27 protein-coding genes and 2 pseudogenes are annotated in these 25,512 nt (G+C 58.5%); 15 read left to right on the forward strand and 14 right to left on the reverse strand.

Annotated elements, in window-relative coordinates; translation table 11 throughout:
- The first annotated feature begins 93 nt into the window (after positions 1-93).
- The 5 genes from KUF73_RS23920 (at position 94) to mnmH (ending at position 4,509) form a co-directional block, all read left to right on the forward strand.
- Positions 94-876 (forward strand): helix-turn-helix domain-containing protein, encoded by a 783-nt coding sequence (locus KUF73_RS23920; RefSeq protein ID WP_218440472.1) that lies wholly within the window; start codon positions 94-96, stop codon positions 874-876.
- Positions 877-1,045: 169 nt separating this feature from the next.
- Positions 1,046-1,219 (forward strand): DUF1427 family protein, encoded by a 174-nt coding sequence (locus KUF73_RS23925; protein WP_081997842.1) that lies wholly within the window; start codon positions 1,046-1,048, stop codon positions 1,217-1,219.
- Positions 1,220-1,250: 31 nt separating this feature from the next.
- A complete protein-coding gene (locus KUF73_RS23930) occupies positions 1,251-2,207 on the forward strand; it encodes a zinc-binding alcohol dehydrogenase family protein (protein WP_218440473.1) in 957 nt (318 codons plus the stop codon).
- A gap of 164 nt (positions 2,208-2,371) precedes the next feature.
- Positions 2,372-3,406, forward strand: a complete 1,035-nt coding sequence (selD, locus tag KUF73_RS23935; RefSeq protein WP_218440474.1) for a selenide, water dikinase SelD — start codon at positions 2,372-2,374, stop codon at positions 3,404-3,406.
- Positions 3,406-4,509, forward strand: a complete 1,104-nt coding sequence (mnmH, locus tag KUF73_RS23940; RefSeq protein ID WP_218440475.1) for a tRNA 2-selenouridine(34) synthase MnmH — start codon at positions 3,406-3,408, stop codon at positions 4,507-4,509. Before selD ends, mnmH begins: the two co-directional genes overlap by 1 nt.
- 120 nt (positions 4,510-4,629) lie before the next feature.
- Here mnmH and KUF73_RS23945 read toward each other — a convergent pair whose 3' ends face one another.
- On the reverse strand, positions 4,630-5,304 hold the full coding sequence (locus KUF73_RS23945; RefSeq protein WP_218440476.1) for a histidine phosphatase family protein: 675 nt from the start codon (positions 5,302-5,304) through the stop codon (positions 4,630-4,632).
- Positions 5,305-5,659: 355 nt separating this feature from the next.
- Between KUF73_RS23945 and KUF73_RS23950 the strand changes: the two genes are divergently transcribed.
- A complete protein-coding gene (locus tag KUF73_RS23950; protein ID WP_218440477.1) occupies positions 5,660-6,370 on the forward strand; it encodes a glutathione binding-like protein in 711 nt (236 codons plus the stop codon).
- A 186-nt stretch (positions 6,371-6,556) separates the two neighbouring features.
- Positions 6,557-7,531 carry a porphobilinogen synthase gene (gene hemB, locus KUF73_RS23955; RefSeq protein WP_218440478.1) on the forward strand — a complete coding sequence of 325 codons (975 nt, stop codon included), beginning with the start codon at positions 6,557-6,559 and terminating at the stop codon, positions 7,529-7,531.
- Positions 7,532-7,642: 111 nt separating this feature from the next.
- On the opposite strand, the gene KUF73_RS23960 is transcribed toward hemB, so the two are convergent.
- Positions 7,643-9,172, reverse strand: a complete 1,530-nt coding sequence (locus KUF73_RS23960; RefSeq protein WP_218440479.1) for an FAD-dependent oxidoreductase — start codon at positions 9,170-9,172, stop codon at positions 7,643-7,645.
- A 290-nt stretch (positions 9,173-9,462) separates the two neighbouring features.
- Here KUF73_RS23960 and KUF73_RS23965 point away from each other — a divergent pair, with 290 nt between their 5' ends.
- Complete coding sequence (locus KUF73_RS23965; protein WP_218440480.1) at positions 9,463-10,554, forward strand: DUF1615 domain-containing protein; 1,092 nt, start codon at positions 9,463-9,465, stop codon at positions 10,552-10,554.
- 170 nt (positions 10,555-10,724) lie between these two features.
- Here the strand turns inward: KUF73_RS23965 and KUF73_RS23970 are convergent, their stop codons facing one another.
- The 7 genes from KUF73_RS23970 to KUF73_RS23995 all read right to left on the reverse strand — a co-directional run bounded on the left by KUF73_RS23970 (position 10,725) and on the right by KUF73_RS23995 (position 16,575).
- Positions 10,725-11,165: a hypothetical protein gene (locus KUF73_RS23970; protein ID WP_218440481.1), complete on the reverse strand. Its 441-nt coding sequence runs from the start codon at positions 11,163-11,165 to the stop codon at positions 10,725-10,727.
- Between the two features lie 173 nt (positions 11,166-11,338).
- Entirely contained in the window at positions 11,339-12,031 is a 693-nt protein-coding gene (locus tag KUF73_RS23975) for an RES family NAD+ phosphorylase (RefSeq protein WP_218440482.1), read from the reverse strand.
- The gene (locus tag KUF73_RS23980) at positions 12,025-12,429 is read right to left on the reverse strand and encodes an antitoxin Xre-like helix-turn-helix domain-containing protein (protein WP_218440483.1); all 405 of its coding nucleotides are present in this window, start codon (positions 12,427-12,429) and stop codon (positions 12,025-12,027) included. Before KUF73_RS23980 ends, KUF73_RS23975 begins: the two co-directional genes overlap by 7 nt.
- A 148-nt stretch (positions 12,430-12,577) precedes the next feature.
- The gene (locus KUF73_RS23985) at positions 12,578-14,317 is read right to left on the reverse strand and encodes a dipeptidase (protein ID WP_218440484.1); all 1,740 of its coding nucleotides are present in this window, start codon (positions 14,315-14,317) and stop codon (positions 12,578-12,580) included.
- A gap of 159 nt (positions 14,318-14,476) precedes the next feature.
- Positions 14,477-14,776: a DUF4189 domain-containing protein gene (locus KUF73_RS31475; protein ID WP_256345680.1), complete on the reverse strand. Its 300-nt coding sequence runs from the start codon at positions 14,774-14,776 to the stop codon at positions 14,477-14,479.
- A gap of 64 nt (positions 14,777-14,840) precedes the next feature.
- The gene (locus KUF73_RS23990; RefSeq protein WP_218440485.1) at positions 14,841-15,515 is read right to left on the reverse strand and encodes a trans-aconitate 2-methyltransferase; all 675 of its coding nucleotides are present in this window, start codon (positions 15,513-15,515) and stop codon (positions 14,841-14,843) included.
- Between the two features lie 148 nt (positions 15,516-15,663).
- Positions 15,664-16,575: a LysR family transcriptional regulator gene (locus KUF73_RS23995; RefSeq protein WP_218440486.1), complete on the reverse strand. Its 912-nt coding sequence runs from the start codon at positions 16,573-16,575 to the stop codon at positions 15,664-15,666.
- Positions 16,576-16,685: 110 nt separating this feature from the next.
- Between KUF73_RS23995 and KUF73_RS24000 the strand changes: the two genes are divergently transcribed.
- The 3 genes from KUF73_RS24000 (at position 16,686) to KUF73_RS24010 (ending at position 19,104) form a co-directional block, all read left to right on the forward strand.
- A complete protein-coding gene (locus KUF73_RS24000) occupies positions 16,686-17,810 on the forward strand; it encodes an alkene reductase (protein WP_218440487.1) in 1,125 nt (374 codons plus the stop codon).
- A complete protein-coding gene (locus KUF73_RS24005; RefSeq protein ID WP_218440488.1) occupies positions 17,798-18,343 on the forward strand; it encodes an ester cyclase in 546 nt (181 codons plus the stop codon). The genes KUF73_RS24000 and KUF73_RS24005 overlap by 13 nt, the downstream gene beginning before the upstream one ends.
- A 200-nt stretch (positions 18,344-18,543) precedes the next feature.
- Positions 18,544-19,104 carry a cysteine hydrolase family protein gene (locus KUF73_RS24010; RefSeq protein ID WP_218440489.1) on the forward strand — a complete coding sequence of 187 codons (561 nt, stop codon included), beginning with the start codon at positions 18,544-18,546 and terminating at the stop codon, positions 19,102-19,104.
- Between the two features lie 2 nt (positions 19,105-19,106).
- On the opposite strand, the gene KUF73_RS24015 is transcribed toward KUF73_RS24010, so the two are convergent.
- The 3 genes from KUF73_RS24015 to KUF73_RS24025 form a co-directional block, all read right to left on the reverse strand.
- Positions 19,107-19,415, reverse strand: coding sequence for a low affinity iron permease family protein (locus KUF73_RS24015; RefSeq protein WP_371135546.1), 309 nt, complete (start codon positions 19,413-19,415; stop codon positions 19,107-19,109).
- Positions 19,416-19,483: 68 nt separating this feature from the next.
- Positions 19,484-19,876: a GFA family protein gene (locus KUF73_RS24020; RefSeq protein ID WP_218440490.1), complete on the reverse strand. Its 393-nt coding sequence runs from the start codon at positions 19,874-19,876 to the stop codon at positions 19,484-19,486.
- A gap of 595 nt (positions 19,877-20,471) precedes the next feature.
- Entirely contained in the window at positions 20,472-21,029 is a 558-nt protein-coding gene (locus tag KUF73_RS24025; protein ID WP_218440491.1) for an ATP-dependent Clp protease proteolytic subunit, read from the reverse strand.
- 267 nt (positions 21,030-21,296) lie between these two features.
- Here KUF73_RS24025 and KUF73_RS31865 point away from each other — a divergent pair.
- Together KUF73_RS31865 and KUF73_RS31870 are read left to right on the forward strand one after the other, a co-directional pair.
- Positions 21,297-21,458 (forward strand): annotated as a pseudogene (locus tag KUF73_RS31865) (general stress protein); the annotation flags it as partial.
- Positions 21,459-21,524: 66 nt separating this feature from the next.
- Positions 21,525-21,725 (forward strand): annotated as a pseudogene (locus KUF73_RS31870) (general stress protein); the annotation flags it as partial.
- Positions 21,726-22,040: 315 nt separating this feature from the next.
- Here the strand turns inward: KUF73_RS31870 and KUF73_RS24035 are convergent.
- Together KUF73_RS24035 and KUF73_RS24040 are read right to left on the reverse strand one after the other, a co-directional pair.
- The gene (locus tag KUF73_RS24035) at positions 22,041-22,202 is read right to left on the reverse strand and encodes a DUF2986 domain-containing protein (protein ID WP_218440493.1); all 162 of its coding nucleotides are present in this window, start codon (positions 22,200-22,202) and stop codon (positions 22,041-22,043) included.
- Between the two features lie 148 nt (positions 22,203-22,350).
- Entirely contained in the window at positions 22,351-23,085 is a 735-nt protein-coding gene (locus KUF73_RS24040) for a FadR/GntR family transcriptional regulator (RefSeq protein WP_218440494.1), read from the reverse strand.
- A gap of 261 nt (positions 23,086-23,346) precedes the next feature.
- Between KUF73_RS24040 and KUF73_RS24045 the strand changes: the two genes are divergently transcribed.
- Together KUF73_RS24045 and KUF73_RS24050 are read left to right on the forward strand one after the other, a co-directional pair.
- Complete coding sequence (locus KUF73_RS24045) at positions 23,347-24,453, forward strand: mandelate racemase/muconate lactonizing enzyme family protein (RefSeq protein WP_256345681.1); 1,107 nt, start codon at positions 23,347-23,349, stop codon at positions 24,451-24,453.
- A 116-nt stretch (positions 24,454-24,569) separates the two neighbouring features.
- A complete protein-coding gene (locus KUF73_RS24050) occupies positions 24,570-25,511 on the forward strand; it encodes an AEC family transporter (RefSeq protein WP_218440495.1) in 942 nt (313 codons plus the stop codon).
- The last annotated feature ends 1 nt before the right edge of the window (position 25,512 follow it).

Here is a 25,512-nt window from a genome sequence, read left to right on the forward strand (position 1 = left end):
ATTCAGTTGGATTGTCAGACGGTGGCCGTCGCTGGCGGCAAGTTCGGCGCCTCGTTACCATGGACGCTCCCTCAACCCCAATGATTGCTGCTTATGGCCCTTGCCGCTCCGCCAGACTTGAGTGATACCGATGTGCCCGTGCAACCGCTGGCACGCACCTATCCGCGCGGGCTGTTTATCGAACCCCATGAGCATGTCTGGGGCCAGTTGCTGTATGCGATGAGCGGGGTGATGTGGGTCGAGACGCCTTTTGAGGCGCTGGTGGTGCCGCCGCAACGGGCGGTGTGGCTGCCGCCCGGTGTGCCTCACGGGATTCGCGTGGTCTCGGACCTGCAAATGCGCAACATCTACCTGCGACCGTCGCTGGCGGCCACGCTGGATGACAGCGTGCAGGTAATCGAAGTCGGCGGGTTGTTGCGTGAACTGATCGTCGGATTGGTGGAGCAGGCTGATGGCGGCGCCCCCGAGTATTACGAGGCGTTGGTCGGGCTGGCGCTGCTGGAGCTCAAGCGGGCAAAGCGCTCGCTGCTGAAAATCCCGTTGCCGGACGATTCCGATCGACGCCTGATGAATCTGTGTCAGGCGGTCATGGCCGCGCCATCGCTGGAGATTCCGTTCGAGCAACACGCGGAAAGCGCCGGTGCCAGCGTGCGCACCCTGGCGCGGCTGTTCAAGGACGGTCTGGGCATGGGCTTCGCCGAGTGGCGGCGGCAGGTGCAACTGGCGACGGCGGTGGCCGAATTGATCCAGGGTGTGCCGGTCAGCGCAATTGCCCGGGAACTGGGCTATTCACCCAGCAGTTTCAGCGACATGTTCCGCCGTGAGCTGGGTGTTGCGCCGTCGCAGTTTTCCCTGGCTCAACGCGACCCCTTATAGGCGCACGGCTTGCCGGCGAATAGCGTCCTTGAAATCGCCATCGCCGATAAGCCGTGCGCCTACAGGAGGAAGCCGCCGTTTTTGGCCGAAATTCAGAAGCACTTGGCCGACGCTCGCCAGCAGCGCGCACTAGACTTTGGGCATTCCACAATTGCCCATGGAGTCTGCCATGAACTACCTCATTTCCCTGGCCATCGGCCTGGGCGTCGGCCTGCTCTACGGTGCTCTCGATTTTCGTTCCCCGGCACCACCCGCCATCGCACTGGTAGGCCTGCTCGGCATGCTGGCCGGCGAAAAGCTCTGGCCGATGGGCCGGGAGTTGGTGGCTGGCTGGATCTCCTGAATTCCCCTCTGTTTACTCGATGGAAACCCTCATGAAAGCATTGCAGTTCGACAAAACCGGCGACCTCTCGGCCCTGCGCTACGTCGAGGTTCCAACGCCTGTTCCCGGCGCCGATGAAGTGCTGGTCGAAATCAAAGCCGCCGGCCTCAACCCCAGCGATGTGAAGAATGTGCTGGGACGCTTTCCCTACACCACGTTGCCGCGCATTCCCGGTCGCGATTTCGCCGGTGTCGTGGTCGAAGGCCCGCAGGCGCTGATCGGTCAGCAGGTCTGGGGCACCGGCCGTGAGCTGGGCTTCTTCGCCGACGGCTCCCATGCACAGTTCGTCAAACTGCCGGCCAATGGCGTCGCCCTCAAACCCACTCACTTGAGTTTTGCCCAAGCCGCCAGCCTCGGCGTGCCCTACACCACGGCGTGGGATGCGTTGGAGCGCAGCCTGGTGACTGCCGAAACTCGCCTGCTGGTGATTGGCGGCGGGGCAGTGGGCAGTGCCGCGCTGGCACTGGCCAAGGTTCGCGGCGCCCAAGTATTGGCGGCGGCGCGGCGGCCGGAGCAGGTCAAGGATTTACAGGCCCAGGGTTTTCAGACGCTGCAACTGGATAAACCCGAAGACCTCGGCGCTCAGGTGAACGCCGTGTTCACCGGTGGTGCTGATGTGATTTTCGACACCACAGGCTTTTGGCTGCCAGCGTCCGTGGCAGCACTGGCCACCTTTGGCCGCATCGCGATCATCGCCGCGCCGGTAGACGGCATGGTGCAGTTGCCGGCCCTGGCGCTGTATCGCAAGGGTGGTTCGGTGGTGGGGATAAACTCCCTTCTGTACGGCGTACAGGCGTGTGCGGCCATGCTTGATCAGTTCGGCAAATTCTTCGATCAGGACTTGTTGCCGTTGCCCCAAGGCTTGTTCGAATCGCCGTTGTCCGAAGGGCAGGAGCGTTACGCCGAGGTGAATCAAGGCAGCGGCGACAAAGTCATCCTGTTGCCTTAACACGGTCCAATGATGGAGCTGCCGCAGGCTGCGATTTTTTGACTTTGATTTTTCAAGATCAAAAGATCGCGGCCTGCGGCAGCTCCTACATGGTTTGCATTACCGAGCCACGGGAAAATGGGGGTGGTATAGACTCTTTGGCACCCCCTCAAGAGGTGCCCCCCATGAGCGAGCCGATTCGTCTGACCCAGTACAGCCACGGCGCTGGCTGCGGTTGCAAGATTTCGCCCCAGGTACTGGAAGTGATTCTGGCCGGCAGCGGCGCGCAGAATCTGGACCCGAAACTCTGGGTCGGCAACGCCTCGCGCGATGACGCAGCGGTCTATGCCATTGACGCGGAACGGGGCGTGGTCTCGACCACCGATTTTTTCATGCCGATCGTCGACGATCCGTTCGATTTCGGCCGCATCGCCGCCACCAATGCCATCAGTGATATCTACGCCATGGGCGGCGATCCTTTGATGGCGATTGCGATCCTTGGCTGGCCGGTGAATGTGCTGGCACCGGAAATCGCCCGGGAAGTGATTCGCGGCGGGCGTTCGGTGTGCGATGAGGCTGGCATTCCTCTGGCTGGCGGGCATTCCATCGACGCGCCGGAGCCAATCTTCGGCCTGGCGGTCACCGGGCTGGTGGAAAAGCGCCATATGAAACGCAACGACACCGCCACCGCCGGCTGCCTGCTGTACCTGACCAAACCCCTGGGCATCGGCATCCTCACCACCGCCGAAAAGAAGGGCAAGCTGCGCAACGCCGACATCGGTCTGGCCCGCGACTGGATGTGCACCCTCAACAAGCCCGGCAGTCGTTTCGGCAAACTTGAAGGCGTGACCGCAATGACCGACGTCACCGGTTTTGGCCTGCTCGGGCATCTGGTGGAAATGGCCGATGGCAGTCAACTGACCGCCCGCATCGAATACGACCGCGTTCCGCGCCTGCCGGGTGTCGAGTATTACCTCGAACAGGGCTGCATTCCCGGCGGCACCTTGCGTAACTACGACAGCTACGCCAGCAAACTCGGGCGGCTTCAGGAGCTGCACAAGCGCGTGTTGTGCGATCCGCAGACCAGCGGTGGCCTGCTGATCGCCGTGACACCTGAAGGTAATGACGCATTTCTGGCCGTCGCCGCCGAACTGGGGCTGAACCTTGCGCCCATCGGTGAACTGGTCGAGCGACAGGGCAACGCCGTCGAGGTGTCTTGATGTCTGCCGACTGCACCGATTACCGCGATATCTTCCTCAACGACCGGCCGATGATGGATGCCCGTGCCCCGGTAGAGTTTCACAAGGGTGCGTTCCCCGGTGTGGTCAACCTGCCGCTGATGAACGATCACGAACGACAGCGGATCGGCACTTGCTATAAACAACACGGCCAACAAGCGGCCATTGAACTGGGCCATCAACTGGTGTCCGGTACGATCAAGGCCGAACGCCTGCAGGCCTGGGCAGACTTCGCCCGAGCACATCCCGATGGGCTTTTGTACTGTTTTCGCGGTGGCTTGCGTTCGCAGATCGTCCAGCAGTGGCTGAAGACCGAGGCGGGTATTGACTATCGGCGCGTCAAAGGTGGCTACAAAGCCATGCGCAACTTCCTGTTGGATACCACCGATCAGGCCGTGACCCAGTGCGATTTCGTCTTGTTGGGCGGCATGACCGGCACCGGCAAAACCGAAGTGCTCATGCAACTGGATAACGCGGTGGACCTTGAAGGTCACGCCAATCATCGCGGGTCCAGTTTCGGCAAGCGCGCCACGGGCCAACCTTCCAATATCGACTTTGAAAATCGCCTGGCGGTGGACCTGCTGAAGAAGCGCGCTCGCGGCGTTGAGCAGTTCGTGCTGGAAGACGAAAGCCGTGCGATAGGCAGTTGCGCACTGCCATTGCCGTTGTATCAGGGCATGCAGCAGTTTCCGATGGTCTGGCTTGAAGACAGCCTTGCGGGACGGGTCGAGCGGATCCTGCGCGATTACGTGGTAGACCTGTGTGCCGAGTTTATCGACGTGCACGGCGACGAGGGTTTTGCACTGTTCTCCGAACGTTTGCTGGCGAGCCTGAACAATGTGCAGAAGCGTTTAGGCGGTGAGCGTCATCGGCGGATCCTGATTTTGCTGGAGGATGCGCTGGCCGCGCAGGCGAGTAACGGCGCCGTGGATCTGCATCGGGCCTGGATCGAAGGGTTGCTGACTGAGTATTACGACCCGATGTATGCCTTTCAGCGGGAGAAGAAAGGTGCGCGGATCGAGTTTGCGGGGGAGCGCGGGGCGGTGTTGGCGTATTTGCGCGAGCGGGGTGGTCAGCGAGGGTGATGGTGGTTTTGCCGGCCCCTTCGCGGGCAAGACTCGCTCCTACAGGAAATTGGCGTAACGAAAATTCACTGTAGGAGCGAGGCTTGCCCGCGAAGGGGGCCGATCACACGCTGCAAAAACTCAGGTCGGGCAAGTCTCCCGCCCGTTATCCAAACCTTGCTTGTAGCTATGGCTCACCAAACTGGCCTTGCCGTTGTGCCAGGTCAGGGTCAACACGAACAGCGAATCGTAGTCGCTGGACTCCCAATCCTCGGCGATCTTCTGCGTCTTGCCGACCGCGTCTGCGGCGACCTTATTGATCAGCTCAGGCAAGTAGCCGTGGGACCAGGCCGTGTAAATGACCGAGTTGTGATACTTGTCGTGCAGCAGTTCATCGGCCAGGTCGCTGGTGTCGTTGGCCGAGAAATTGATGTTCACCGGCAAACCGAGCTTGATCGCGCTGGGGCTGATGGTCATCAGCGGGCGGATGTAGCTGTAGGAATTGTCCAGTTCGCCTTCCTCGACATTGCGTGTCGGGTTGGCGGCAAACACGTAGTCAGCCTTGCCGAATTTTTCCGGGAGCAAGGTCGCCAGATCAATGGCACGGTTCAGACCCTGGCAGTTGAGCTGGCCCAGGCCACCGGCAGGTTTTTCCGCATGGCGCAGGAACACGAGGGTCTGCGTGCCATCCACCGGCTGCGCGCGACTTTCGCTGGATTCCAGGGCAAAAAACAACGCACTGGCCGCCAGCAGGGCGGGCAGGAATATATAGGCGCGATGTTTGAAACGGTTGGCAAGTTTCAGAAAATTCATCATGGAATAAAGACTTCTTCAGCGCATAGCGTTAAGGCTGACAAACCTTTACACCACGATTTTCCTGCGTCGGGTGTTTTCCATGTCGTTGAGCCGATCCGTTTTCAAAAGGGCAGTGGTCAGAGTCCTCTGATGCCCTTTTGGTTCGATTCCGGCCGGAAGTGCAGCAATCTACCGGTAACCTTGAGCGGATGGAGCGAAGGTTATCGACAGGATGTTGCGGATTTATGGACACAGTACACAGACGGTGTGAAAGGGGCTGCAATCTCTCTTGATCTTGACCATCAGTGATATTGATAACGCGACTGGGTCTGCTGCATTAATATCTTCCTTCTCAATTTTCTCGTGGATCTTTGCCATGACTGATTTGTCTGCGTTCCCCATCACCCAAAAATGGCCGGCCCAGTACCCGGAGTGGGTTCAGCTGTACTCCTTGCCGACCCCTAACGGCGTCAAGGTCTCGATCATGCTCGAAGAGATCGGCCTGCCGTACGAGCCTCACCGCGTCGGCTTCGACACCAATGATCAGATGTCCCCGGAATTCCTGTCGTTGAGCCCCAACAACAAAATCCCGGCCATCCTGGATCCGCACGGCCCTGGTGGCCAACCGTTGCCGCTGTTCGAGTCCGGGGCAATTCTGATCTACCTCGCGGACAAAAGCGGGCAACTGCTGGCCCAGGATTCGGCAGCACGCTACGAAACCATTCAGTGGTTGATGTTCCAGATGGGCGGTATCGGGCCGATGTTCGGCCAGCTCGGTTTCTTCAACAAATTCGCCGGCAAGGACTACGAAGACAAGCGTCCGCGTGACCGTTACGTCGAAGAAAGCAAACGCCTGCTGGGTGTCCTCGATAAGCGCCTGCAAGGGCGTGACTGGATCATGGGCGAGCGCTACACCATTGCCGATATCGCGACCTTTCCGTGGGTGCGCAACCTGATCGGTTTCTATGAGGCGGGCGATCTGGTGGGCATTCAGAACTTCCCCAACGTCACGCGTGTGCTGGAGAAATTCCTGGCGCGGCCGGCGGTGATTCGTGGGCTGGAAATCCCGAAGCCAGTCTCGAACTGATACACACCTAACTCTGTGGGAGCGGGCTTGCTCGCTCCTGAAGGGGATTTGAGTCGGGTTCAAGATTGTTGCGATCGCGGTAACGCTGTCTTGAGTCATCCGCGTTTGTGCCCTGCACCGCACAGGGCATAAGCTTTGCCCCTCTACGACTTTTGTCTCGTCTCCCCCGATTTTTCAGGAATACCCATGTCCAGTCAGTTCCCCGAAGCACGCCCACGCCGTCTGCGCCGCAATGCGAGCCTGCGCAGTCTGTTCCAGGAAACCGAGTTCAGCCTGAACGACCTGGTGCTGCCGATTTTCGTCGAAGAAGAAATCGACGATTTTGTGCCGATCAAAAGCATGCCCGGTGTAATGCGCATTCCGGAGTCGAAACTGGCGGGCGAGATCGAGCGCTACGCCCGGGCCGGGATCAAGTCGGTGATGACTTTCGGCGTGTCCCATCATCTGGACAGCAGTGGCAGCGACACCTGGCGCGATGACGGCCTGGTGTCACGCATGTCGCGCATCGCCAAGGATGCGGTGCCGGAAATGATCGTCATGTCCGACACCTGCTTCTGTGAATACACCGACCACGGCCATTGCGGCGTGCTGCACAACCACGAAGTCGACAACGACCAGACCCTGATCAACCTCGGCAAACAAGCGGTAGCAGCAGCCTATGCCGGTGCCGATGTGATCGCGCCGTCGGCAGCCATGGACGGGCAAGTCCAGGCGATTCGCCGGGCGCTGGATGAAGCCGGTTTCGGCCAGACGGCGATCATGGCTTATTCGACCAAATTCGCTTCGGCGCTCTACGGCCCGTTCCGCGAGGCCGGTGGCAGTGCGCTCAAGGGCGACCGCAAAAGCTATCAAATGAACCCGATGAACCGCCGCGAAGCCGTGCGCGAATCGCTGCTGGACGAGCAGGAAGGTGCCGACGCCTTGATGGTCAAACCGGCTGGCGCGTACCTGGACATCATCCGTGACATTCGCGAAGTCTCGCGTCTGCCGCTGTCGGCGTATCAGGTGAGTGGCGAGTACGCGATGATCAAATTCGCCGCGCAGGCCGGGGCCATCGATGAAGACCGCGTGGTGCGCGAAAGCCTCGGGGCGATCAAACGCGCGGGGGCTGACTTGATCTTCACCTACTTTGCGATGGACCTGGCGTTGGCCGGGATCTGAAGCAAAAAAAGATCGCAGCCTCGTTTCACTCGACAGCTCCTACAGGGGATCGCATTTCCATGTAGGAGCTGTCGAGTAAAACGAGGCTGCGATCCTTTGATCTTTTGATCCTCAGCCAAAAAACGGCCGAATCCCGTGATCGCGAAAATACCGCTCAATCACCTTCGGGTCCGAGCAGGTCTCGGCTATCGCCACATAAGTATCCGGCCGCAACAGGTAAAACCCGTTACGCCCCAGGCCTGCCGTTTCAAACGCTGGCCGCCAGTCGAACACATGCAGCGGCAAATGATGTTCGACGCACCAGGCAATCATCTCGTCGCTGGTGTCGCCATACACATGCACCTGCCAGGTCGGACACTTCAGCGGTTCGAAATTATCACCCTCGCCATCGTGCGCCCAGGGCAGGCGATCGCCGCCATGAACATGCCCGGCGATGCCTGTGCTCAAGGGCATGCCGCGATAGTTCAGGGTGATCTGAGAAACCGTGCGAAAGAGGAACTCGCGTGACGTTGCAAACGAGGCCATTTTCGGAATCACGAACGGCACAAGGCGTGCGCGCAGCAAGTCGGCCATGGGCCCTTCGGCCGTGACGAAACTGAACACCCGGTCGGTGGTGGACACCAGTTTACGGGCGAAGGCGATACGTTCAGGTTCGTAGGTGTCGAGCAATTTCGCCTCGGCGGCGCCGCTCAACACCGATGCGAGTTTCCAGGCCAGGTTGATGGCGTCACCAATTCCGGTGTTCATGCCCTGACCACCGACGGGGCTGTGGACATGGGCGGCGTCACCCAATAAAAACGCGCGGCCGGTGCGGAAGTGATCCGCCACCCGATGATGCACGCGGTAGGTCGAGAACCAGTTCACCTGTTCGATCTGTACCTTCAGATGTTCGATGGCCTGGCTGCTGACATCTTCGAATTGCAGGGTATCGGCGTGCTCGGCACGTTCATCGCGTACTGTGCCAATCAAACGCGCGCGGCCGGACGCGGCCATCGGGAATACCGCGAGGAAATCCGCCTCATCCAGGTCTACGTGCAGTTCGCCATCGAACGTCGGCCCGCTGGCCTGCACATCGGCAACGTAGAAAATCTGCTGGTAGGTGCCACCGGGAAAACCGGTGTCCAGGGATTTGCGCACAATCGAACGGGCACCATCACAACCGGCCAGATAACAGGCCTGACAGGTTTCCTGCTGACCGTCGGGCAGACGCAAGGTGGCAGTGATGCCGTCGCCGCTTTCTTCGAAAGCCTCAAGTTCGGTGTTGCGCTCCACGGTAATCCCGAAGGTTTCGAGGCGGTCGATCAGCAGGCGCTCGTGTTCGTCCTGGGGGAATATTTTGAGGAAAGCATAGGGCGTCAGGCCCTCGCCGATGCGGCTTAGGGGCAAGCGTGCCACCGCTTCACCCTTTACCCAGAAATTGGCGGCGTCAACGCGATGGCCTTTTTGCACAACAGCGTCGGCAAGGCCCAGCTGGCGATACAACTCCAGCGTCCGCGCCTGCACGGCCAGTGCCCGCGACGTGGTGCCCGGGGTCGATGTCTTGTCGACAATCCGTACGCGGACTCCCAGTTTGCTTAGCCACAGTGCCAGTACCAGCCCGGTCGGGCCGGCACCGATGATCAACACATCGCTACGGTGCATGAGTCTGTTCTCCTTGCTCTGTCGAGCAAGTATGGTCCAGTCGCGCGCGGCGGCCAGATTGACCGCCCAATGGAAAAGCCAGCAGTACTGTTATCGGATACTTGTAGGAGCGAGCTTGCTCGCGATGGCGGACTTGCAGTCGACATAAATGTTAAACCGCTATCGCGAGCAAGCTCGCTTCTACAGGTCCGTGTCTGTCTGGATGAACCGCATTCGGATGCCACAGTCATAGCTTGCACCCTGCCATTGGTCGTATGGTTAGCCCGGCACAACGGATTCCCTGGAGCAACATGCACGCCCATCGATTGATCATGAGCATTGCCGCGCTGTTGGTGCTGGCCGGTTGCGGCAGTCAACGAACGCAGGAAGCCCCGGCGCGCAAGCCTGCCGAGGTCAAGGCCGAAATTGTGCGCCTGATGCCGGCCAAAGCGGTCGACCGCCAAGGCTGGGCCACGGATATTTATGCCGCGTTCGCCGCGCAGAATATCCAGCCCACCACGCAAAACCTGTGCGCGGTGCTGGCAGTCACCGAGCAAGAGTCAACTTTTCAGGTCGACCCGTCCGTGCCGGGGCTGGGCAAGATTGCCCGTGACGAGATTGATCGCCGAGCGGCCAAAGTTCACATTCCCGATTTGTTGATCAGCGCTGCGCTGCAAGTGCGTTCGCCCAATGGCAAAAGCTATAACGAGCGCCTGAATGCCGCGCGAAGCGAAAAGGAACTGAGCGCGATTTTCGACGACTTCATCGGCATGGTGCCCATGGGCCAGAGTCTGTTCGGTGGCTTGAATCCGGTGCATACCGGTGGGCCGATGCAGGTCAGCATCGACTTTGCCGAGCAGCACACGAAAGGCTATCCCTACCCGGTGGACGGCTCGATCCGTCATGAAGTGTTCACCCGACGTGGCGGCATGTACTTCGGCATTGCCCATTTGCTCGGTTACCCGGTGAGCTACCCGCAACCGTTGTATCGTTTCGCCGATTTCAACGCCGGTTGGTATGCGAGTCGCAACGCCGCGTTTCAGAACGCGGTGAGCCGGGCCTCCGGTATTCCGCTGGCGCTGGATGGGGATCTGATCAGTTACGGTTCGATCCTTCCCGGTACGACGGAAGTGGCCGTGCGCAGCCTTGGCAAGCAACTGGACATGCGCAACACGACGATCAGGAGTCAATTGGAGGAGGGCAATAGCCTGGCATTCGAGAACAGCGAGTTGTATCAGCGGGTTTTTGCATTGGCCGACAAAGCTGAAGGCAGGGAGTTGCCACGTGCGGTGCTGCCGGGGATTGTGCTGCAGAGTCCGAAAATCACCCGCACACTAACCACCGCGTGGTTTGCCAAGCGGGTTGATGAACGGTATCAGCGGTGCATGGCGCGGGCTGGCTGAAGATCAAAAGATCGCAGCCTTCGGCAGCTCCTACAGGGGACCACATGTAGGAGCTGCCGCAGGCTGCGATCTCTTGATCTCCAGTCACCCGTAACCAATATTCGCAGGCATGAAAAAACCCGGCTGATCAGGCCGGGTTTTTTGTTGGGTGTTGCGGTAAAGCTGTTTGATCAGGCGACGCTGTTGCCTTGCAGACGGTCCGAGCCATCGGCGGCGACGGTGTTGCCTTGCAGACGATCAGAACCATCAGCAGCGACGGTGTTGCCTTGCAGGCGGTCGGAGCCATCGGCGGCGACGGTGTTGCCTTGCAGGCGGTCCGAGCCATCGGCGGCGACGGTGTTGCCTTGCAGACGGTCGGAGCCATCGGCGGCGACACTGTTGCCTTGCAGRCGATCAGAACCATCAGCAGCGACGCGGTTTTCGATCAGACGGTCGGAACCACCTTCGGCCACACGATTCTGGATCAGGCGATCCGAACCACCTTCAGCGACACGGCTTTCAATCAGACGATCCGAACCGCCTTCAGCGACGACAGGCTGAGCAGAGGWAGCGGCGAAAGCGTTCACTGCGAAGATCGAGAAAGCGATGCTGAGGATGGTTTGGCGTTTCATGATCGTGTGCTCCGGGGTGTTATTGGTTGGTATGGAGCTGATGTTACGCCGTGGATTTTTTATGAGAACTTCATTGACGTGATGGTGAACATCGACGGCATTGATAGGGCACACCGCATACCCTACGCAGCGATGATGGGCTTTTGTCGGGGAGAGAGAAGCGTGACCAGGGATCAGGCTTCGCTGATCTTGCTGACGCTGGTGAGTTTGCCGTTCCAGACCATCTCGTAATGGGCGGCCTGAATGATCGAGGAAACGACTCGTGGGGTCATCAGTGCCCAGCAATGGCTGCCCGGCAAGCGCACCGAGTGGTAACGCAGACCCGGACATCCGGCGTCCTTGAGTGACCGGCCCAAGGTACGGGAATGGCTATAGTCGTCAGGTGCGTACACCGGGTCAGTCATTGGCAGGGCGGTCGCATCCTTCATCCCGGCCTCGACGAAAACGCAGGACAGTCCACGGAAAACGAAGCGCTCGTAGTTCAGGTTCGGAACATTCGACCAGTACAAACTCTGGTGATGTCGCACTTCGGCCAGCGCCGTGTCCATCGAATCCGCGAGATACAACACCCCGAAACGTCCATCGCTGAAGCGCGATCCCGCCGGGTTGACGTGGGTAAACGGTGCGGCCGCGTAAGAACAGCCCGGAATGCCGAACGGAATCTCACCCCGTGGAATCATCTCAAGGTGACCCACTTCATTTTTCAGCCGGGGGTTGGTCAGCGCCTGAATCTGATACAGCAGTTCGAACTCGTCTTCGCTCGCCACATCCTCAAACAAAGCGATGGGAGGGAACTTGGAATTCACCAGTCGAAAAGCCTGTAGCCGCTCACTCGCAAGCACTGCCAGTTCGCTCAGCTTCACCATTGAGCGCCTCGCAGCACATCAATGCGGCGAAAGGTTTCATACAGCGAAATCATATCGCCTTGGGCCATGATCTCCAGCGGGCTGCGCCCATTGAAAAACTCGTTGTGATTGGCCATCGACGCGAAGCCGTAGACGTTCTCTGGATTATCGAAAACCAGGCGCAACGCGGCGTGGATGTTCAGTACAAAACTGATGCGCTGCATCTGATCCGAATCCAGCGCTACCGCCCAATCAGGATCGCGCTGGCGGGCGCGGGTGTAGGTGCTGCGGGAAATGCGCAAAATGCGGCAGGCCTGATCGCTGCTCGCGGCCCATTTTTCCAGGATGCTGACAGCGGCGCGCAGGCCCGTTACGCATTGGTTCCTGGTAAAGGTTTGCGCCTGGAGAGGAACGGCCATGTTGTGCGCCTCACTGCTGGTCTGTGGATTCGAAACTATCGCTAATGAATCTGCAGATCAACATTTGCTCGACCAGTGGTGTCCGCTTAAGCAGCACTTCGATGGTTAAAGAACCGGACCCGTCGCAACGACGGGCCCGCACTTTGGATCAGAGTTTCGGCAGTTGCCCGATACGTCCCATCATCTCGGTGACGATCTGCAGGTCCAGCAGGAACTGCTCGGTGGTTTTGAACTCGTTGTCGTTGTGGCCGGTGTATTTGACGTTTGGCATGGCCAGGCCGAACTGCACGCCGTTGGGCAACTCATGCACCGACGTGGCACCGGCGGAGGTCCCGAACTTGTGCTCCATACCGAGGTTTTCGCTGGCCACGTCGAGCAGCGCCTTGACCCATTCGCCCTCAGGGTTGCGGTACATCGGCTCGGCGATCGAGTAGTCGAAGACCGGTGCAATGTGGGTTGTGTTGCTCCACGCAGTCAGCTTCCCGGCGATTTCGGATTTGAGTGTTTCCGGGGATTTTCCCTTCGGCACTCGCAGGTTGACCGCGAGTTTGAAGGCTTTGTCGTCCATCCCGACGTAGGTCAGGGAAGCGGTCAGCGGGCCCATGAACTCATCGGCAAAACCGACGCCCAATTTGCCACCCAGGTAATCCAGCCCCCAGTTGTCGGCCGCGTAGCGGGCGGCGTCCGTGATGTGGTTGTGCTTGAGGGCGACCTTGCCGTCGAGGCTATTGATGAAGTCCAGCATCCGTGCCACCGGGTTGACGCCGGACTCGGGCTCGGAGGAGTGCGCGGACACGCCGGTGACCGTCAGTTTGACGTCCTTGCCGACGACCTTGGCGGCGACCTCGAAGTTGCCGCCATTGCGCTTGGCATACTCGGCGCCGGCCTTTTGCAGGCTGGCGGCCAGCGCTTCGGGTTTGTCAGTCAGCAGGGTGACAACTGATGTCGATGGAATCTGGTTGGTGGCCAGCCCCCCGGTCATCGAGATGAGTTCCGCGCCTTTGCCCTCGGCCTTGCGCTTGGCAAAATTGGCCATGACGGTGCCGTAGCCTTTCTCGGCAATCACCACCGGGTAACCGCCATCCAGCGCCAGGTTGTAGTTAGGCGTCGGGTTGCGTTCGAAGTAGTAGGGGATGGCGTCGCCCGTGGTTTCTTCGGTGGTGTCCACCAGCAGCTTGAAGTTTCTCGCCAGCGGCAGCTTCTCTTCCTTGATGACCTTCATGGCGTAAAGGGCTACCACGATGCCGTTTTTGTCATCCTCGGTGCCCCGACCGTACATGCGGTCACCCACCAAGGTGACTTTGAACGGGTCGAGCCGGGTGCCGTCCTGCAACACCCAGTTTTCAGGCGTTACGGGGACCACATCGGCGTGGGCGTGAATGCCCACGACTTCATCACCCGTGCCTTCGAGGGAGATTTCATAGACGCGGTTGTCGACGTTGCGAAAGCTCAGGTTGAACGCCTGGGCAAGGCCCTTGATCTTGTCGCCGATCTTGATGAATTCGGGATTCTCGTGTTGGGCAACGCCGTCCACGCGCATGGTCGGGATGGCCACCAGTTCACGCAAGGTTTCGGTGGCTGCAGTGCCGTATTTCACCCGTGCATAGAGGCCCAGCAGGCGGTGGATTTCATTCTGCTGCTCTGCGGAAAGTGTCTTGTTGTCAAGAAAAGCGCTGATTGCCGGGCCGAGGTCGTCGGTTTTGGCGACGTCGCTCTTGCCCAGGCTGCCCAGGAATGTCCTGAAATCCGTTACTGATGTATCACTGAACGTCTTGAGGATGATCGCGCTCTGTTGCGGGGTGATGTTGGCATGAGCCGCAGTGGTGAACGACGAAAGGCTGGCGAGCATCAGGGTGGTCGCGGCCAGGTGTTTGAGTGAAAAGTCCATTGTTGGGGGCATTCCTTTGCAGGCTGTTTGTAAGAAATATCTGATTGTTCAATCAGAAACTTCTCCAAGCTAACAAACGAACGCGTGATACGGGAGCCCCTGATGTGGGATCTGTCGCACAGAAATGCAAAAGCGGCGCAGAAACGAAAAACCGCTCTATCAATGTTTACATTCCGACAACACCACTTGGCAGGTGCTGGGCGTGCCGCCGGATCGGCCGGCATAGCGTATGCAGTTATTCAGGGATTTTTGCCGAGCCATGCTCAAGGTGTCGCCCCACGCCAGACCGCCCTCGCCAACAGTGGGGAGCGCTTTGGCATAGCAGGCTGAGCCCAGGCTGGCGGACGAGTAGCGTACCGAGGCCGCTTTACTTGCGCATCCTGCGACAAGGGCCAGATTGATGGCGAGGAGGGCGGGGAGGAACCATGGCGAGCATTGCCGCGCTGTTTTCCTTGTCATCCCGTTTCCCCTGAATCAAGAGGGTGGAGGCGCATTGATGGTCGTACGTTACTTAGATTAGTCGCTATTGCGCCTGCCCTTGGGCAACCAATAACAACGACTGCGGCACCGGGCTTTGCGGGTGCTGCGGCTCTTGCAGGCCGATCAGTCGAAAACCGGCCATATCCAGCGCATTGAGCCAGCTGGACAAGGTGCGGAAATACCATGGCATGGGTTGCCACTGCCCCTTGAAGCCGGCAAAACTTTCCTGGCGCCAACCATCCTGATAATCGCCTGCGGCTGCGGTCCACGGATGCAGCGTCTGCACCACCAGTGCGCCACCTGGGGCAAGAAGGGCATTCATGGCCGCCAGTAGAGGAATAATGTCCTGGTGCAGCAGGGCGAAGTTGGCGCAGATCAGGTTGTAGTCACGACCGATATCGACGTTCCCCTCCACTAACGCTTCATAACTCGCCAGATGTACCCGCGACGGTCCCGCCGCTCGCGCTGCTTCAACCAGCGAAGTCTCGCCATCCACACCGACCGCATCGATTGAACGGTCAGTCAGCGCACGCAACAACCAGCCCTCGCCACAACCCAGGTCGAGCACACGTTCGGGCTGACGACCGAGCACCGCCAGCAGGATGGCCTGATCGGTGACCTGATGGCGGCTTTCAATGGTGCCGGCACGGATGGCTTCGATCCAGGGTTGGGCGTTATGGTGCCAGCTTTGCAGGAGGGTGGATTCAGGGGTTGGCATACCGGCGACCGCAGTTGTTGGCTGGATAAAAGGATAGGCGGATTGAGCGTTGCGCGTGTGTTTGTCTGTCTGGGGAGAATTAAAAATTTTGCAAAGGCTGCAAAGCGGGCAGTCATTGGGCATCCAGTTGGACGCGCCGCCGGGCTAATCAGAGCGCCATTTTCCGGGAGGCTTGCTCGAACCGCTCCCGCAGAAAATCCAGCAGCGCCCGCACCCGTGGTGCCAGGTAACGACTGCGCGGGTACAGGGCGTGAACGGGGGCCTCTGCCGATTGCCACTCGGGCATCAACACGCTCAAGTAACCGGCCGCAAGGTCGGCGCTCACGTCCCAGATCGACTTCAGTACGATGCCGTGTCCGTCGATGGCCCACTGGCGGGCCAATGCGCCGTCATTGGTTTCACGGGCGGCCTCCAGAGGCACTTTGAACAACACTTCCTCGGCACCTCGGCGCAAACGCCATTCAGTGGACCAACCTGACTGACCCGCGACGATGTGATCGAAGTCACCCAACTGTTGCGGATGCTCGGGTGTGCCCTTGCGCAGCAGGTAGCTTGGCGCGGCACACAGCACGCGGCGATTGGCTGCCAGCGGTCGTGCGATCAGCGAACTGTCCGGGGGCACGCCAAAGCGGATGACCAGGTCGACGTCATCGCTCACCAGATGCGAGAACGAATCGGACAGCAGAAGTGCGGGCACGACCTGTGGATACAGAGTGCTAAACGCGTCGAGCCATGGACTCAGCACATGGCGACCGAAGTCCGAAGTGGCGGAAACGCGAATTTTGCCACGAATTTCATTTTTTTCAGCCGACAGCGCCGCACGGGCATCGTCCAGTGATTGCAGTGCCTGGCGGCAGTGCAGCAAGTAGAGCCGACCTTCATCGGTCAAGCGCAATTGCCGGGTGGTGCGCTCGAACAGCCGCGTCGCCAACGAAGCTTCCAGCTTGAGCAATCGCGCACTGGCGGCCGCTGGCGACAGCCCCAACTTGCGGCCGGCAGCAGAGAGCCCGCCCATTTGCGCGGCTTCGACGAATAGGCGGATATCGCCCAGGTTATCCATGATTGTTCCAGTATTTTTGAAAATCCATCAAAGAGTAGCCCAATTATCAATCGCAAGCCCTGGCAGCAGACTGAGCCCATCAAACGCCCTTGGCTCAGGAGTCCTTCGCTATGAACGCACCTTCGACACTGTTTACCCCCATCGCCTTCGCTGGCCTGAACGCACCCCACCGCGTCGTCATGGCGCCCATGACTCGGGCCCGCAGCAGTCAGCCCGGCGACATTCCAAATGCGCTGAATGCCGAGTACTACGCCCAACGCGCATCCGCCGCGCTGATCGTGACCGAAGCTAGCCAGATTTCCCCCCAGGGCAAAGGCTACTCGTTCACGCCGGGCATCCATAACGAGGCCCAAGTGGAGGGCTGGCAAGGGGTGACCCAAGCGGTGCATGCCCGAGGCGGACGAATCTTCCTGCAACTGTGGCATGTGGGGCGCTTGTCCCATCCGGACTTCCACCAGGGTGACTTGCCGGTGGCCCCGTCTGCCGAACCCTTCGAAGGGCAGATCTGGAAAGTAGACCCGGCCACCGGACTAGGCGCGATGTTCGATTGCCCGACGCCTCGGGCGCTGACCCGGGCAGAAATTGCGCAGATCGTCGACGACTTCCGTCAGGCTGCACGCCGAGCGATCCGCGCCGGCTTCGATGGCGTAGAAATTCACGGCGCCAATGGCTATCTGGTGGACCAGTTCCTGCGCACCACCTCCAATACCCGCACCGACGAGTACGGCGGTTCGCGCAGCAATCGCCTGCGGTTTCTGCGGGAAGTGGTAGACGCCATCAGCGAGGAAATCGGCGCCGAGCGCACCGCCATCCGCCTGGCCCCTTTTCTGACTGCCCGTGGCATGGCTTGCCCGGACATTCTGCCAACGATACTGGAGGCTGCCAGCTACTTGCAGGACAAGGGCATCGGCTATCTGCACCTGGTGGAGGCCGACTGGGATGACGCGCCCGTGTTCACCGAATCCTTTCGCCAGGCCATTCGCGAACGCTTCAGCCGTCCGATCATCGTCGCCGGCAATTACGACCGCGCCCGTGCCGAATGGGTGATCGAACAAGGCTATGCAGACCTTGTGGCCTTCGGCAGGCCCTTCGTCGCCAACCCGGATCTGCCTTTGCGCCTGGCGCAGGACCTGCCTTTGGCGGCACTTGATCACGCCAGCTTGTTCGGTGGCAGCGCCAAAGGCTACAGCGACTATCCCGTTATCACCGCTGGAGAAACATCATGCGCTTGCTGATCCCCGGCCTGCTGGCCATCGCTACCCTGACCGCTGTCGCTTTGAGCCCGAATGCCATGGCAGCCGACCCGGTACTGATCACGCCCCAAGTGGTGATTGCCGACCCAGGCAGCACGCCCGAGCAGATCCAACAGAAAACCCTCGCGGCTCGCCGCTACGCGACATTTTGGTCGTCAGGCGACCCCGCATTGGCACGCGAGGCACTGGCCCCAGACTTTATGGACCGCGCGTTGCCGGCCGGTCGAGAACAGGGCGTTGCCGGGCCGCTGGCTGCGTCAAAGGCCTTTCATGGTGCGGTGCCGGACTTGAGCTGCGAGGTCCAGCAAATGATCGTGAGTGGTGATCGCGTCGTGTCGCACCTGCGTTTCACCGGACACTTCACCGGCACCTTCAATGGGGTGAAAGGGCAGGGGCAGGCGGTGAATTTCATTGCCACCGATATCTATCGGATCGCCAATGGCCGGATCGCCGAGAACTGGCACCTGGAAGATAACCTGACGTTCCTGCAACAGATTGGAGTGGTAGCGCGCTGAGGTGATCAAAGGACGGCGAGGTGCAGTACGGGCACAAACAACACGTGATCATTTCAGTGTGCGAAACAATGGATTGTAGATTTTGGTCGTTCTCGCCCTGGCGAATAAAAAGGAGCATGCGCCCACGCACTGTTTTGATTTCGACACGTGCTCCGAACCGCTTCGCGGACTCTGTTCGACTCGCTTCCAAAGGTAACCGTATGACTGATACAGCACTCATCGTCGTTGATATCCAGAACGACTATTTTTCCGGTGGCAAGTGGGAACTCGAGGGCGTTGATGCGGCGGCAGACAACGCCGCTCGTTTGATCGGCGCGGCACGTGAACGCGGCGATACCGTCATTCACATTCGCCACGAAACCCTGGCGCCCAACGCACCCTTTTTTGTTCCGGGAACCGAAGGTGCACAGCTTCACGAGAAAGCGCGCAACCTGGCGGACGAGTTGGTCATCGTCAAACATTTCATGAACCCCTATCGCGAAACACAACTGCGCGAAGTGCTTGAGCACCAAGGGATCAAACGTGTCGTGGTGGTCGGAAATATGAGTCACATGTGCATCGATGCCGTCACGCGGGCATCTGACGATTTCGGCTATGCCACCACCGTTATCCACGATGCCTGTGCGACCCACGACTTGGCGTTCAATCAAGTCAAGGTTCCCGCGGCGATGGTGCACGCAACCTTCATGGCTGCACTTCAATTTGGTTACGCCAAGGTACTGAGCGCGGATGAATACCTGGCCCAGGTTGGTCACGGTTGAGTTCAGGCAGCATTCGAACCGGGGCGGCTGAGGCGCAACGTCAGTGCGTCGAGCGTGACTGGCACGCCAACGTTGTACGTCCAGAAATGTGCAGCAGCAGTGCGCCCTTCGGTGGTATTGAAAGTGATCTCGCCAGCCTCCCCCAAAGCGCTGTACTGCGCACGTAGTTTTCTCAGATCGTGCGTGCCCATTTTCTCCAGGCACAAGGTGGCGTTCTGAGCCGCTTTGGTCGCTCGAATCAACTCGTCAATTTTCAGATGAAAAATATCGTTGTCACGGTTTTGGGTGTTTTGAAACGGATAGATCCTCACAATTCTATGAATTTTTTTTTTACATTTTCCTTCTGTCGTCGGGAAGACTGCTAATCCAGCAGTTCAATTCAAGGCGAATGCCAAGGCCCGCCGTCCGCAACAGGAACATCGTCCAGATCGTAGGGGTTGACCCCGTCCAGGCAGCCGACATTGAAACCAAACTCTTGCGCATTGGTGCTGCGTCGATGGTGCGTGTAGATGCCGCAGATGCCACAAAAAAAGTGTTCTGCGACGTGCTTGCCGAATTGATACTTCACTAATGCGGACTCGCCTCGAATCACCTTCAGATCAACCGCAGGGACTGCCGCTACGATGGCTCCTTTACGTTTGCAGTACGAGCAATCACAACGGTGTGGCGCAGGAACTCCACCTGGCAAATAGATTTCAAGAACAACGGCGCCGCAATGGCAGCTGGCTCGATGATGGGTGTTGATCGGCATACTTCCGATTTGCTTGAGCATCGACTTCTCCTCGAAACTGCCTGGCGCAAGGCAGGCGCAGGCGAGTGCTGGGTAGAAGTCCGTGTGAAGGTGAAGTTCGTCGAAAATGACATACGGTAACGTGAGCCTTCCTGGATACGACCTGAATGTTCTAAAACCGGCAATGCCGCGAACTTTCATCCGGGTATTTCAGTCGACCCACATCTGTGCACTGAATCAGTGTTTGAGCGCACGCCTTCAAGAAGCCCTCGAAAAGTCGGGTACTCATACAAAAAAGGGTGATCGCGATGAATTGTCTTATTTGCGTAGGTGTTGCTGAACGCATTCAGTGCGCTGGCCCATGGGAGGAAAGGGACTGCCCACACTGCGGACGTTACCGCGTTTCAGACGCACTCTTGTTGACCTTGATGGAGCAAGGCCAGATTTTCGACGTCGACAAAACCAGGCGTTGGCTGAATAACCGGCGCATGAACGGCGCTATTCCTTCCATCGAAATCCATGAAGCGCTTCTGATGCTATGAGTGGATGACGTATCTCAGTGACTAGCGTAGCGATCGGAATGCGCAAGGCATCGCCAGGATGCATCAACACCGCCACAAAGCGTGTGCACCGGTTGTCATCCACCGCTCACTTTCCAGTGTTTGACATCATCGGCGAACACCATTTGCTTCATTTCATGAGCGATTCCATAGGCCAGGGATTCGTGCGCGGCGATAACTTTTTCCTCAGCTGACAGGCAATGGAAAATATCGAGCTTGGTTTCGGCATCGGCGGTTTCAAGCGTGAAGATCTGTACGTAGCGAGCGAGGTCATTATCGAGGCTTGACAAGTATTCGCGCAGTCGCTGGTGATCAACCGATTTTTGACTGAAATACCAATTCATCGGGTGAATCAGAAACCGTGAATGAGGGGAGGTGATGCGACGACCTGCTGCCAAAAACATGATGATGCCCATTGACTCAATATTTCCGGCATTGATTGCGCAGAGCGGAACGGGTAATGACTTCAGAAAGGTATAAAGTGTGAAACCAAAATTGGTACTGCCACCGCTGGTGGATAAATTCAGCAGCAGCGACGTGGCACCTTGATCGATGGCTTCAAGGCAGCAATCTCGAAAACGCTCCGTTGTTCCCTGATCGATCTGGCAATGAAAATGGACGATATGTTCGGTCATTTGGTTGACCTCCTTGGTGTCTACGCCCGGATGTTTTATTCAGTATTTCCAGTCTAGTAAAAGCTCATCGCCTTTCTGAAAAAAACCACATGAAGACGTCCCCGTTTTGACGAGGCACCGTCAGTCGAAATGGTGGCTTTTGAATTGAACCAACGCCCTCGTTCCGCTCGTCGTGAGTTTGGTGTTTCCGTTCAAACTTTCGATTTTGCCCATCCTCCGAATAATACGAGCCTGTGCTCGTATAAACGATGGAAGAGGTGAATTGAGATGGCTAATACCGGAAACAAAAATCCCGGAAACTTCGCAAATGACCGGGACAAGGCCTCTGATGCTGGCAAGAAAGGCGGAGAGGCATCAGGCGGTAATTTTGCAAACGATCCACAACGGGCGTCGGAAGCGGGCCAGAAAGGTGGTCAGGCTTCCGGTGGCCAACAGTCACGCGATGCAGATCGCATGTCTGGAGGTGGACAGGGCACAAATCGTGGAGGCGATTTTGCCGAAGATAAAGGCATGGCTTCTGAGGCTGGTCGTAAAGGTGGCCAGGCCTCGGGTGGACGGCAGTCCAATGATGCTGATCAGTCGACCAGCGGTGGGCAGGGTAGCGGTCGCGATACCAACGTTGCCGATGACCGTGAGAAAGCCTCTGAAGCTGGGCGAAAAGGAGGTGAACACAGTAGCGGTGGAAACAAACACTGATGCCCTGTGACCGACATCAAGCCCCGTATACATCTCGGGGCTTGAGCAGATTATCTCTCACCGCCTGAAATTCGCTTAGGACCCTGATACCTGCAAGCATCTCGATGCCCGGGACAATGGGCTGGACAACGGTTGTGCTCAAGCCGGCAGCTTGAGTGGATGGATCGCCTAGCTTGGTAAGAAGTTCAGGCGACGGGGTGTGCGTCATTGGTGTTGAAAGCGGAACGTTGAGAGTCCGGTCGTGCCTTCCCGGTCAATGCCGTTGGGATGCCTGGTCCAACCGGATGTGTAGATTCCGGTCGTGCTCAAGTCAGATCAGCTCTCAGAGGAGATAATCGGGTCCTGACCGGCTTCAGCCGCCAGCTTCAAGCGGTCAGCTTTACTGATGTATTTCGTCTTGCTTTTCGGCGCCAATTTGGCACTGGCCTTTTTGGCTTTAGCCTTGAATAGTTGCTTTAATTTTTTTTGACGATTCATTTTTTCTACTCAGCTTATAAACGCTTGAATGATATCAGCAGGATCCAGGCATCGGCTTGTCCTGATGGCGGTGAGAACCGCATAAAGTCGAAAAGCACAACCTATGCGCTTGTAGAACAATGAGACAACCGCCATTCAGCAAACATCGTCAGAAGAATTTGATCTCGTAGCCGAATCGTGATGCTGCGCTGACGATATGCTGCCCCATGATCTGCCGCGCTGCCGGCGCATTGCGGTCAATGAAAGCCTGTACCAACTCTTCATGCTCCCCGCGCGCCGCATGCGGAATATTGCTGAACACCGGGCCTCGCCGCGCAAAGGTCATGGTGATCAGGGCCCGCATCGGCTCAAGCACCGTGCGAATCATCGTTTCGAGATAGTCATTGCCCGATGCGGCGGCGACGGCCCGATGAAAGTCGAGGTCGGCGTTCACCGTGTCGAGCGTCGGTTCGCCTTCGTATTGCATGCGCAGGACCGCCGCCTGAATGGTTTTCAGTTTGCCGGGCGTCATATGCGACGCCGTCAGCGCGGCCGCCTGGCTTTCCAGTACGGCGCGCACTTCGAACATGTTGCGGATCGTGTTATCACCGTCCAGATACGGCGCGCTCTCGCTCATCGCTAAAGGCTCAGACGGTTGGCTCGCCGCCGCAACGAATACGCCCACGCCCTGGCGAGACTGGATCAGTCCTTGCGCTCGAAGCGTCGCGATCCCCTCCCGTACGACGTTCCTGCTGACGCCGAAGTTTTGCGAGAGAAACTGTTCGGTTGGCAAGCGGTCTCCGGGCCGCAGTCGTCCAGAGGCAATCTCGTCGCTCAAGGAGCGAGCGATGTGCTCGGCAAGATGAGGTCGGCGCGCCACCGGTTGCACATTCATTTCACTCATGCTCGATCTTCCCTCTCACTTGTCTTCTTAATCTACAGCAGAAGACTTGTTCCGGTCAGTTAAAACTGAATTTCATTATCAGCATTAGAATTTAAAACCAATAAAATCAATGTGTTAATAGAATAATTAACCAAAGTCTGCGTTCAAGTATGTGTTGTTCAGTTGTGGAACAACAGAACGTCATGTACGTTGTCCTCAACCGGACGCCGGCGAATCCGAAATCGCCGCGCCACTTTCGCAACCTGCTTGAGGCGCAGCCTTATGAAAATTGCCAGCATTGAAACCATTCCGCTTCGAATTCCCTTCACCACGGGTGGTAAGTCGGCCGGTGGGGTCTGGGGGCCTAAAGACCTGCAGATGGTCGATTCCCTTGTGGTTAAAGTCACTACTGACGACGGTATCGTCGGCTGGGGCGAAACCTTCGGCTTCACTGCGATCCCTGCGGTAAAAATCGTGATCGATACGATCCTGGCACCCGAACTGATCGGCAGTGATGTCACGCGGCGCGAGAAATTGCAGGGCGATCTGCAGAAGAAATTCCACGTCTTCGGTCGCAGTGGCGCGTTCATTTATGGCCTGTCGGCGATTGATATCGCGCTGTGGGATATCGCTGGCAAAGCAGCGGGTCAACCGGTCTACCAACTGTTGGGCGGCAGTGAAGCCACTTCGCTTGCCGCGTATGCAAGTCTGATCCGCTATGCCGACCCCGAACTCATGCGCATCAATGTGAAGCGCGCGGTCAACAGCGGTTTCCGACACCTCAAGCTGCATGAGGTGGATATCGAAGTCATCCGTGCTGCGTGCGAAGCCGCTGGCCCCGACGTGGAAATTACGCTCGACGTCAACGCGCCGTGGACGGTGCGCGAAGCGCTCGATATGACCGAGAAGCTTCGTCCGTTGAATCTGCGCTGGATCGAAGAACCGGTGTGGCCGCCGGAGAACTATTCGGGCCTCGCAACGGTACGCAAACAAGGCGGTATTCCGGTTGCGGCGGGCGAGAACGCGTCGACGCTGATGGACTTCCAGCATCTGCTTGAAGCCGGCGCGGTCGATTTCATTCAGCCCAGCCCGGCAAAAATGGGCGGCATCACCGAACTGCAAAAAGTCTATGCGCTGGCGAACGCGCACGGCGTCACCGTAATGGTCCACGCCTTTTATGACGGCCCCGGCCTGCTCGCCGCCGTGCATGGCAGTGCGGCCCTTGGGGGTGCGAAGTCACTGGTCGAATGGCGTTACTTCGATCTCGAAGCGCAACTCTATGGCGACGCCATTATTCCCCGAAACGGACGCATCGATGTACCGCAAGGGCCGGGGCTCGGTATCGAGCCGGATCCGGACGTCATCCGGGACTACCGCTTTAAACCATAACCACACAAGCCGCTTGGTCATTGCCGCGTTGATCAAAGCCGACGCGACAGCCGTCGCGTCGGCCTTGATCAGCCATGACGACATTCTTGATAAAAACAAATACGAGGATTGAGGACATGTTAGACAGAATCGTTGGGCCCATTTTGCCGGTCGCCTTTGTGATCGCGCTGGGCTACATCGCGGGCAAGCGCGGTCGGCTTACCCATTCGGACAGCCTGCTGATCAGCCGGCTGGTGCTCGGCTGGATATTCCCGGCGCTGCTGTTTGTCGGAATGGCGAGCACGCCCCGTGAGCAGCTCTTCGACTTCAAGTTCGTCGTGGCCACGTTTATCGGCATCATGGGCATGTACACGATAGCGCTGGTGATCGGCTGGTACACCACTCGCGATCTCAAGGTTGCAACGCTCAAGGGTTTCGTCAACGGTTATCCGGACGCGGCCTTCATGGGCATCCCCATCCTCGCAACGATGTACGGACCGAGCAGCATCTATTCGGTGCTGGTGCTGAACCTCGTCGCGAGCCTGGTGATGATCCCGCTGACGACCATGTTGCTGACCATCGCCGACGGAAAAGGCAGTGGCGCTCAGGCGTTTGTATCGAGCCTGTCTGGAGCGGTACGCCGGCCGCTGATGTGGGCGCCGGCACTGGGCATTCTTATCTCCCTGATGCAGTTCAAGTTGCCTCCCATTGCGGCGGAGTCACTCACTCTTCTCGGCAAGGCAACACCTGGCGTATCGCTGTTGTGCCTGGGTCTGATCATGTCGTCAGAGAAGCTGAAAATGTCGGGTGAGGTGTGGACCAACCTCGGGCTCAAGCTGTTCATTCACCCGGTGTTGATGTTCGCGGCCACTGTTTTGTTGGGGACCCACGGGCTTTACGCGCAACAGATGATCCTGCTTTGCGCGCTGCCATCGGCAACGATCCCGGCAATGTTTGCCAACCAGACCGGCGCCTATCAGAGTGAAGCCGCGACCTCCATTCTGGTCAGCACCGTGCTGTCGGTCGTGACGTTTTCTGCGGCGATCTACCTGATCGATGGAGGACTGGCGGCAGCCTGAC

The sequence above is a fragment of the Pseudomonas sp. PD9R genome (assembly GCF_019200975.1).
GTDB lineage: Bacteria > Pseudomonadota > Gammaproteobacteria > Pseudomonadales > Pseudomonadaceae > Aquipseudomonas.

Coding starts and splice junctions, on each gene's coding strand:
- KUF73_RS23920 (WP_218440472.1), top strand. CDS start 94: ATGGCCCTTGCCGCTCCGCCAGACTTGAGTGATACCGATGTGCCCGTG.
- KUF73_RS23925 (WP_081997842.1), top strand. CDS start 1,046: ATGAACTACCTCATTTCCCTGGCCATCGGCCTGGGCGTCGGCCTGCTC.
- KUF73_RS23930 (WP_218440473.1), top strand. CDS start 1,251: ATGAAAGCATTGCAGTTCGACAAAACCGGCGACCTCTCGGCCCTGCGC.
- selD (WP_218440474.1), top strand. CDS start 2,372: ATGAGCGAGCCGATTCGTCTGACCCAGTACAGCCACGGCGCTGGCTGC.
- mnmH (WP_218440475.1), top strand. CDS start 3,406: ATGTCTGCCGACTGCACCGATTACCGCGATATCTTCCTCAACGACCGG.
- KUF73_RS23945 (WP_218440476.1), bottom strand. CDS start 5,304: ATGATGAATTTTCTGAAACTTGCCAACCGTTTCAAACATCGCGCCTAT.
- KUF73_RS23950 (WP_218440477.1), top strand. CDS start 5,660: ATGACTGATTTGTCTGCGTTCCCCATCACCCAAAAATGGCCGGCCCAG.
- hemB (WP_218440478.1), top strand. CDS start 6,557: ATGTCCAGTCAGTTCCCCGAAGCACGCCCACGCCGTCTGCGCCGCAAT.
- KUF73_RS23960 (WP_218440479.1), bottom strand. CDS start 9,172: ATGCACCGTAGCGATGTGTTGATCATCGGTGCCGGCCCGACCGGGCTG.
- KUF73_RS23965 (WP_218440480.1), top strand. CDS start 9,463: ATGCACGCCCATCGATTGATCATGAGCATTGCCGCGCTGTTGGTGCTG.
- KUF73_RS23975 (WP_218440482.1), bottom strand. CDS start 12,031: ATGGTGAAGCTGAGCGAACTGGCAGTGCTTGCGAGTGAGCGGCTACAG.
- KUF73_RS23980 (WP_218440483.1), bottom strand. CDS start 12,429: ATGGCCGTTCCTCTCCAGGCGCAAACCTTTACCAGGAACCAATGCGTA.
- KUF73_RS23985 (WP_218440484.1), bottom strand. CDS start 14,317: ATGGACTTTTCACTCAAACACCTGGCCGCGACCACCCTGATGCTCGCC.
- KUF73_RS31475 (WP_256345680.1), bottom strand. CDS start 14,776: ATGACAAGGAAAACAGCGCGGCAATGCTCGCCATGGTTCCTCCCCGCC.
- KUF73_RS23990 (WP_218440485.1), bottom strand. CDS start 15,515: ATGCCAACCCCTGAATCCACCCTCCTGCAAAGCTGGCACCATAACGCC.
- KUF73_RS23995 (WP_218440486.1), bottom strand. CDS start 16,575: ATGGATAACCTGGGCGATATCCGCCTATTCGTCGAAGCCGCGCAAATG.
- KUF73_RS24000 (WP_218440487.1), top strand. CDS start 16,686: ATGAACGCACCTTCGACACTGTTTACCCCCATCGCCTTCGCTGGCCTG.
- KUF73_RS24005 (WP_218440488.1), top strand. CDS start 17,798: ATGCGCTTGCTGATCCCCGGCCTGCTGGCCATCGCTACCCTGACCGCT.
- KUF73_RS24010 (WP_218440489.1), top strand. CDS start 18,544: ATGACTGATACAGCACTCATCGTCGTTGATATCCAGAACGACTATTTT.
- KUF73_RS24020 (WP_218440490.1), bottom strand. CDS start 19,876: ATGCTCAAGCAAATCGGAAGTATGCCGATCAACACCCATCATCGAGCC.
- KUF73_RS24025 (WP_218440491.1), bottom strand. CDS start 21,029: ATGACCGAACATATCGTCCATTTTCATTGCCAGATCGATCAGGGAACA.
- KUF73_RS24035 (WP_218440493.1), bottom strand. CDS start 22,202: ATGAATCGTCAAAAAAAATTAAAGCAACTATTCAAGGCTAAAGCCAAA.
- KUF73_RS24040 (WP_218440494.1), bottom strand. CDS start 23,085: ATGAGTGAAATGAATGTGCAACCGGTGGCGCGCCGACCTCATCTTGCC.
- KUF73_RS24045 (WP_256345681.1), top strand. CDS start 23,347: ATGAAAATTGCCAGCATTGAAACCATTCCGCTTCGAATTCCCTTCACC.
- KUF73_RS24050 (WP_218440495.1), top strand. CDS start 24,570: ATGTTAGACAGAATCGTTGGGCCCATTTTGCCGGTCGCCTTTGTGATC.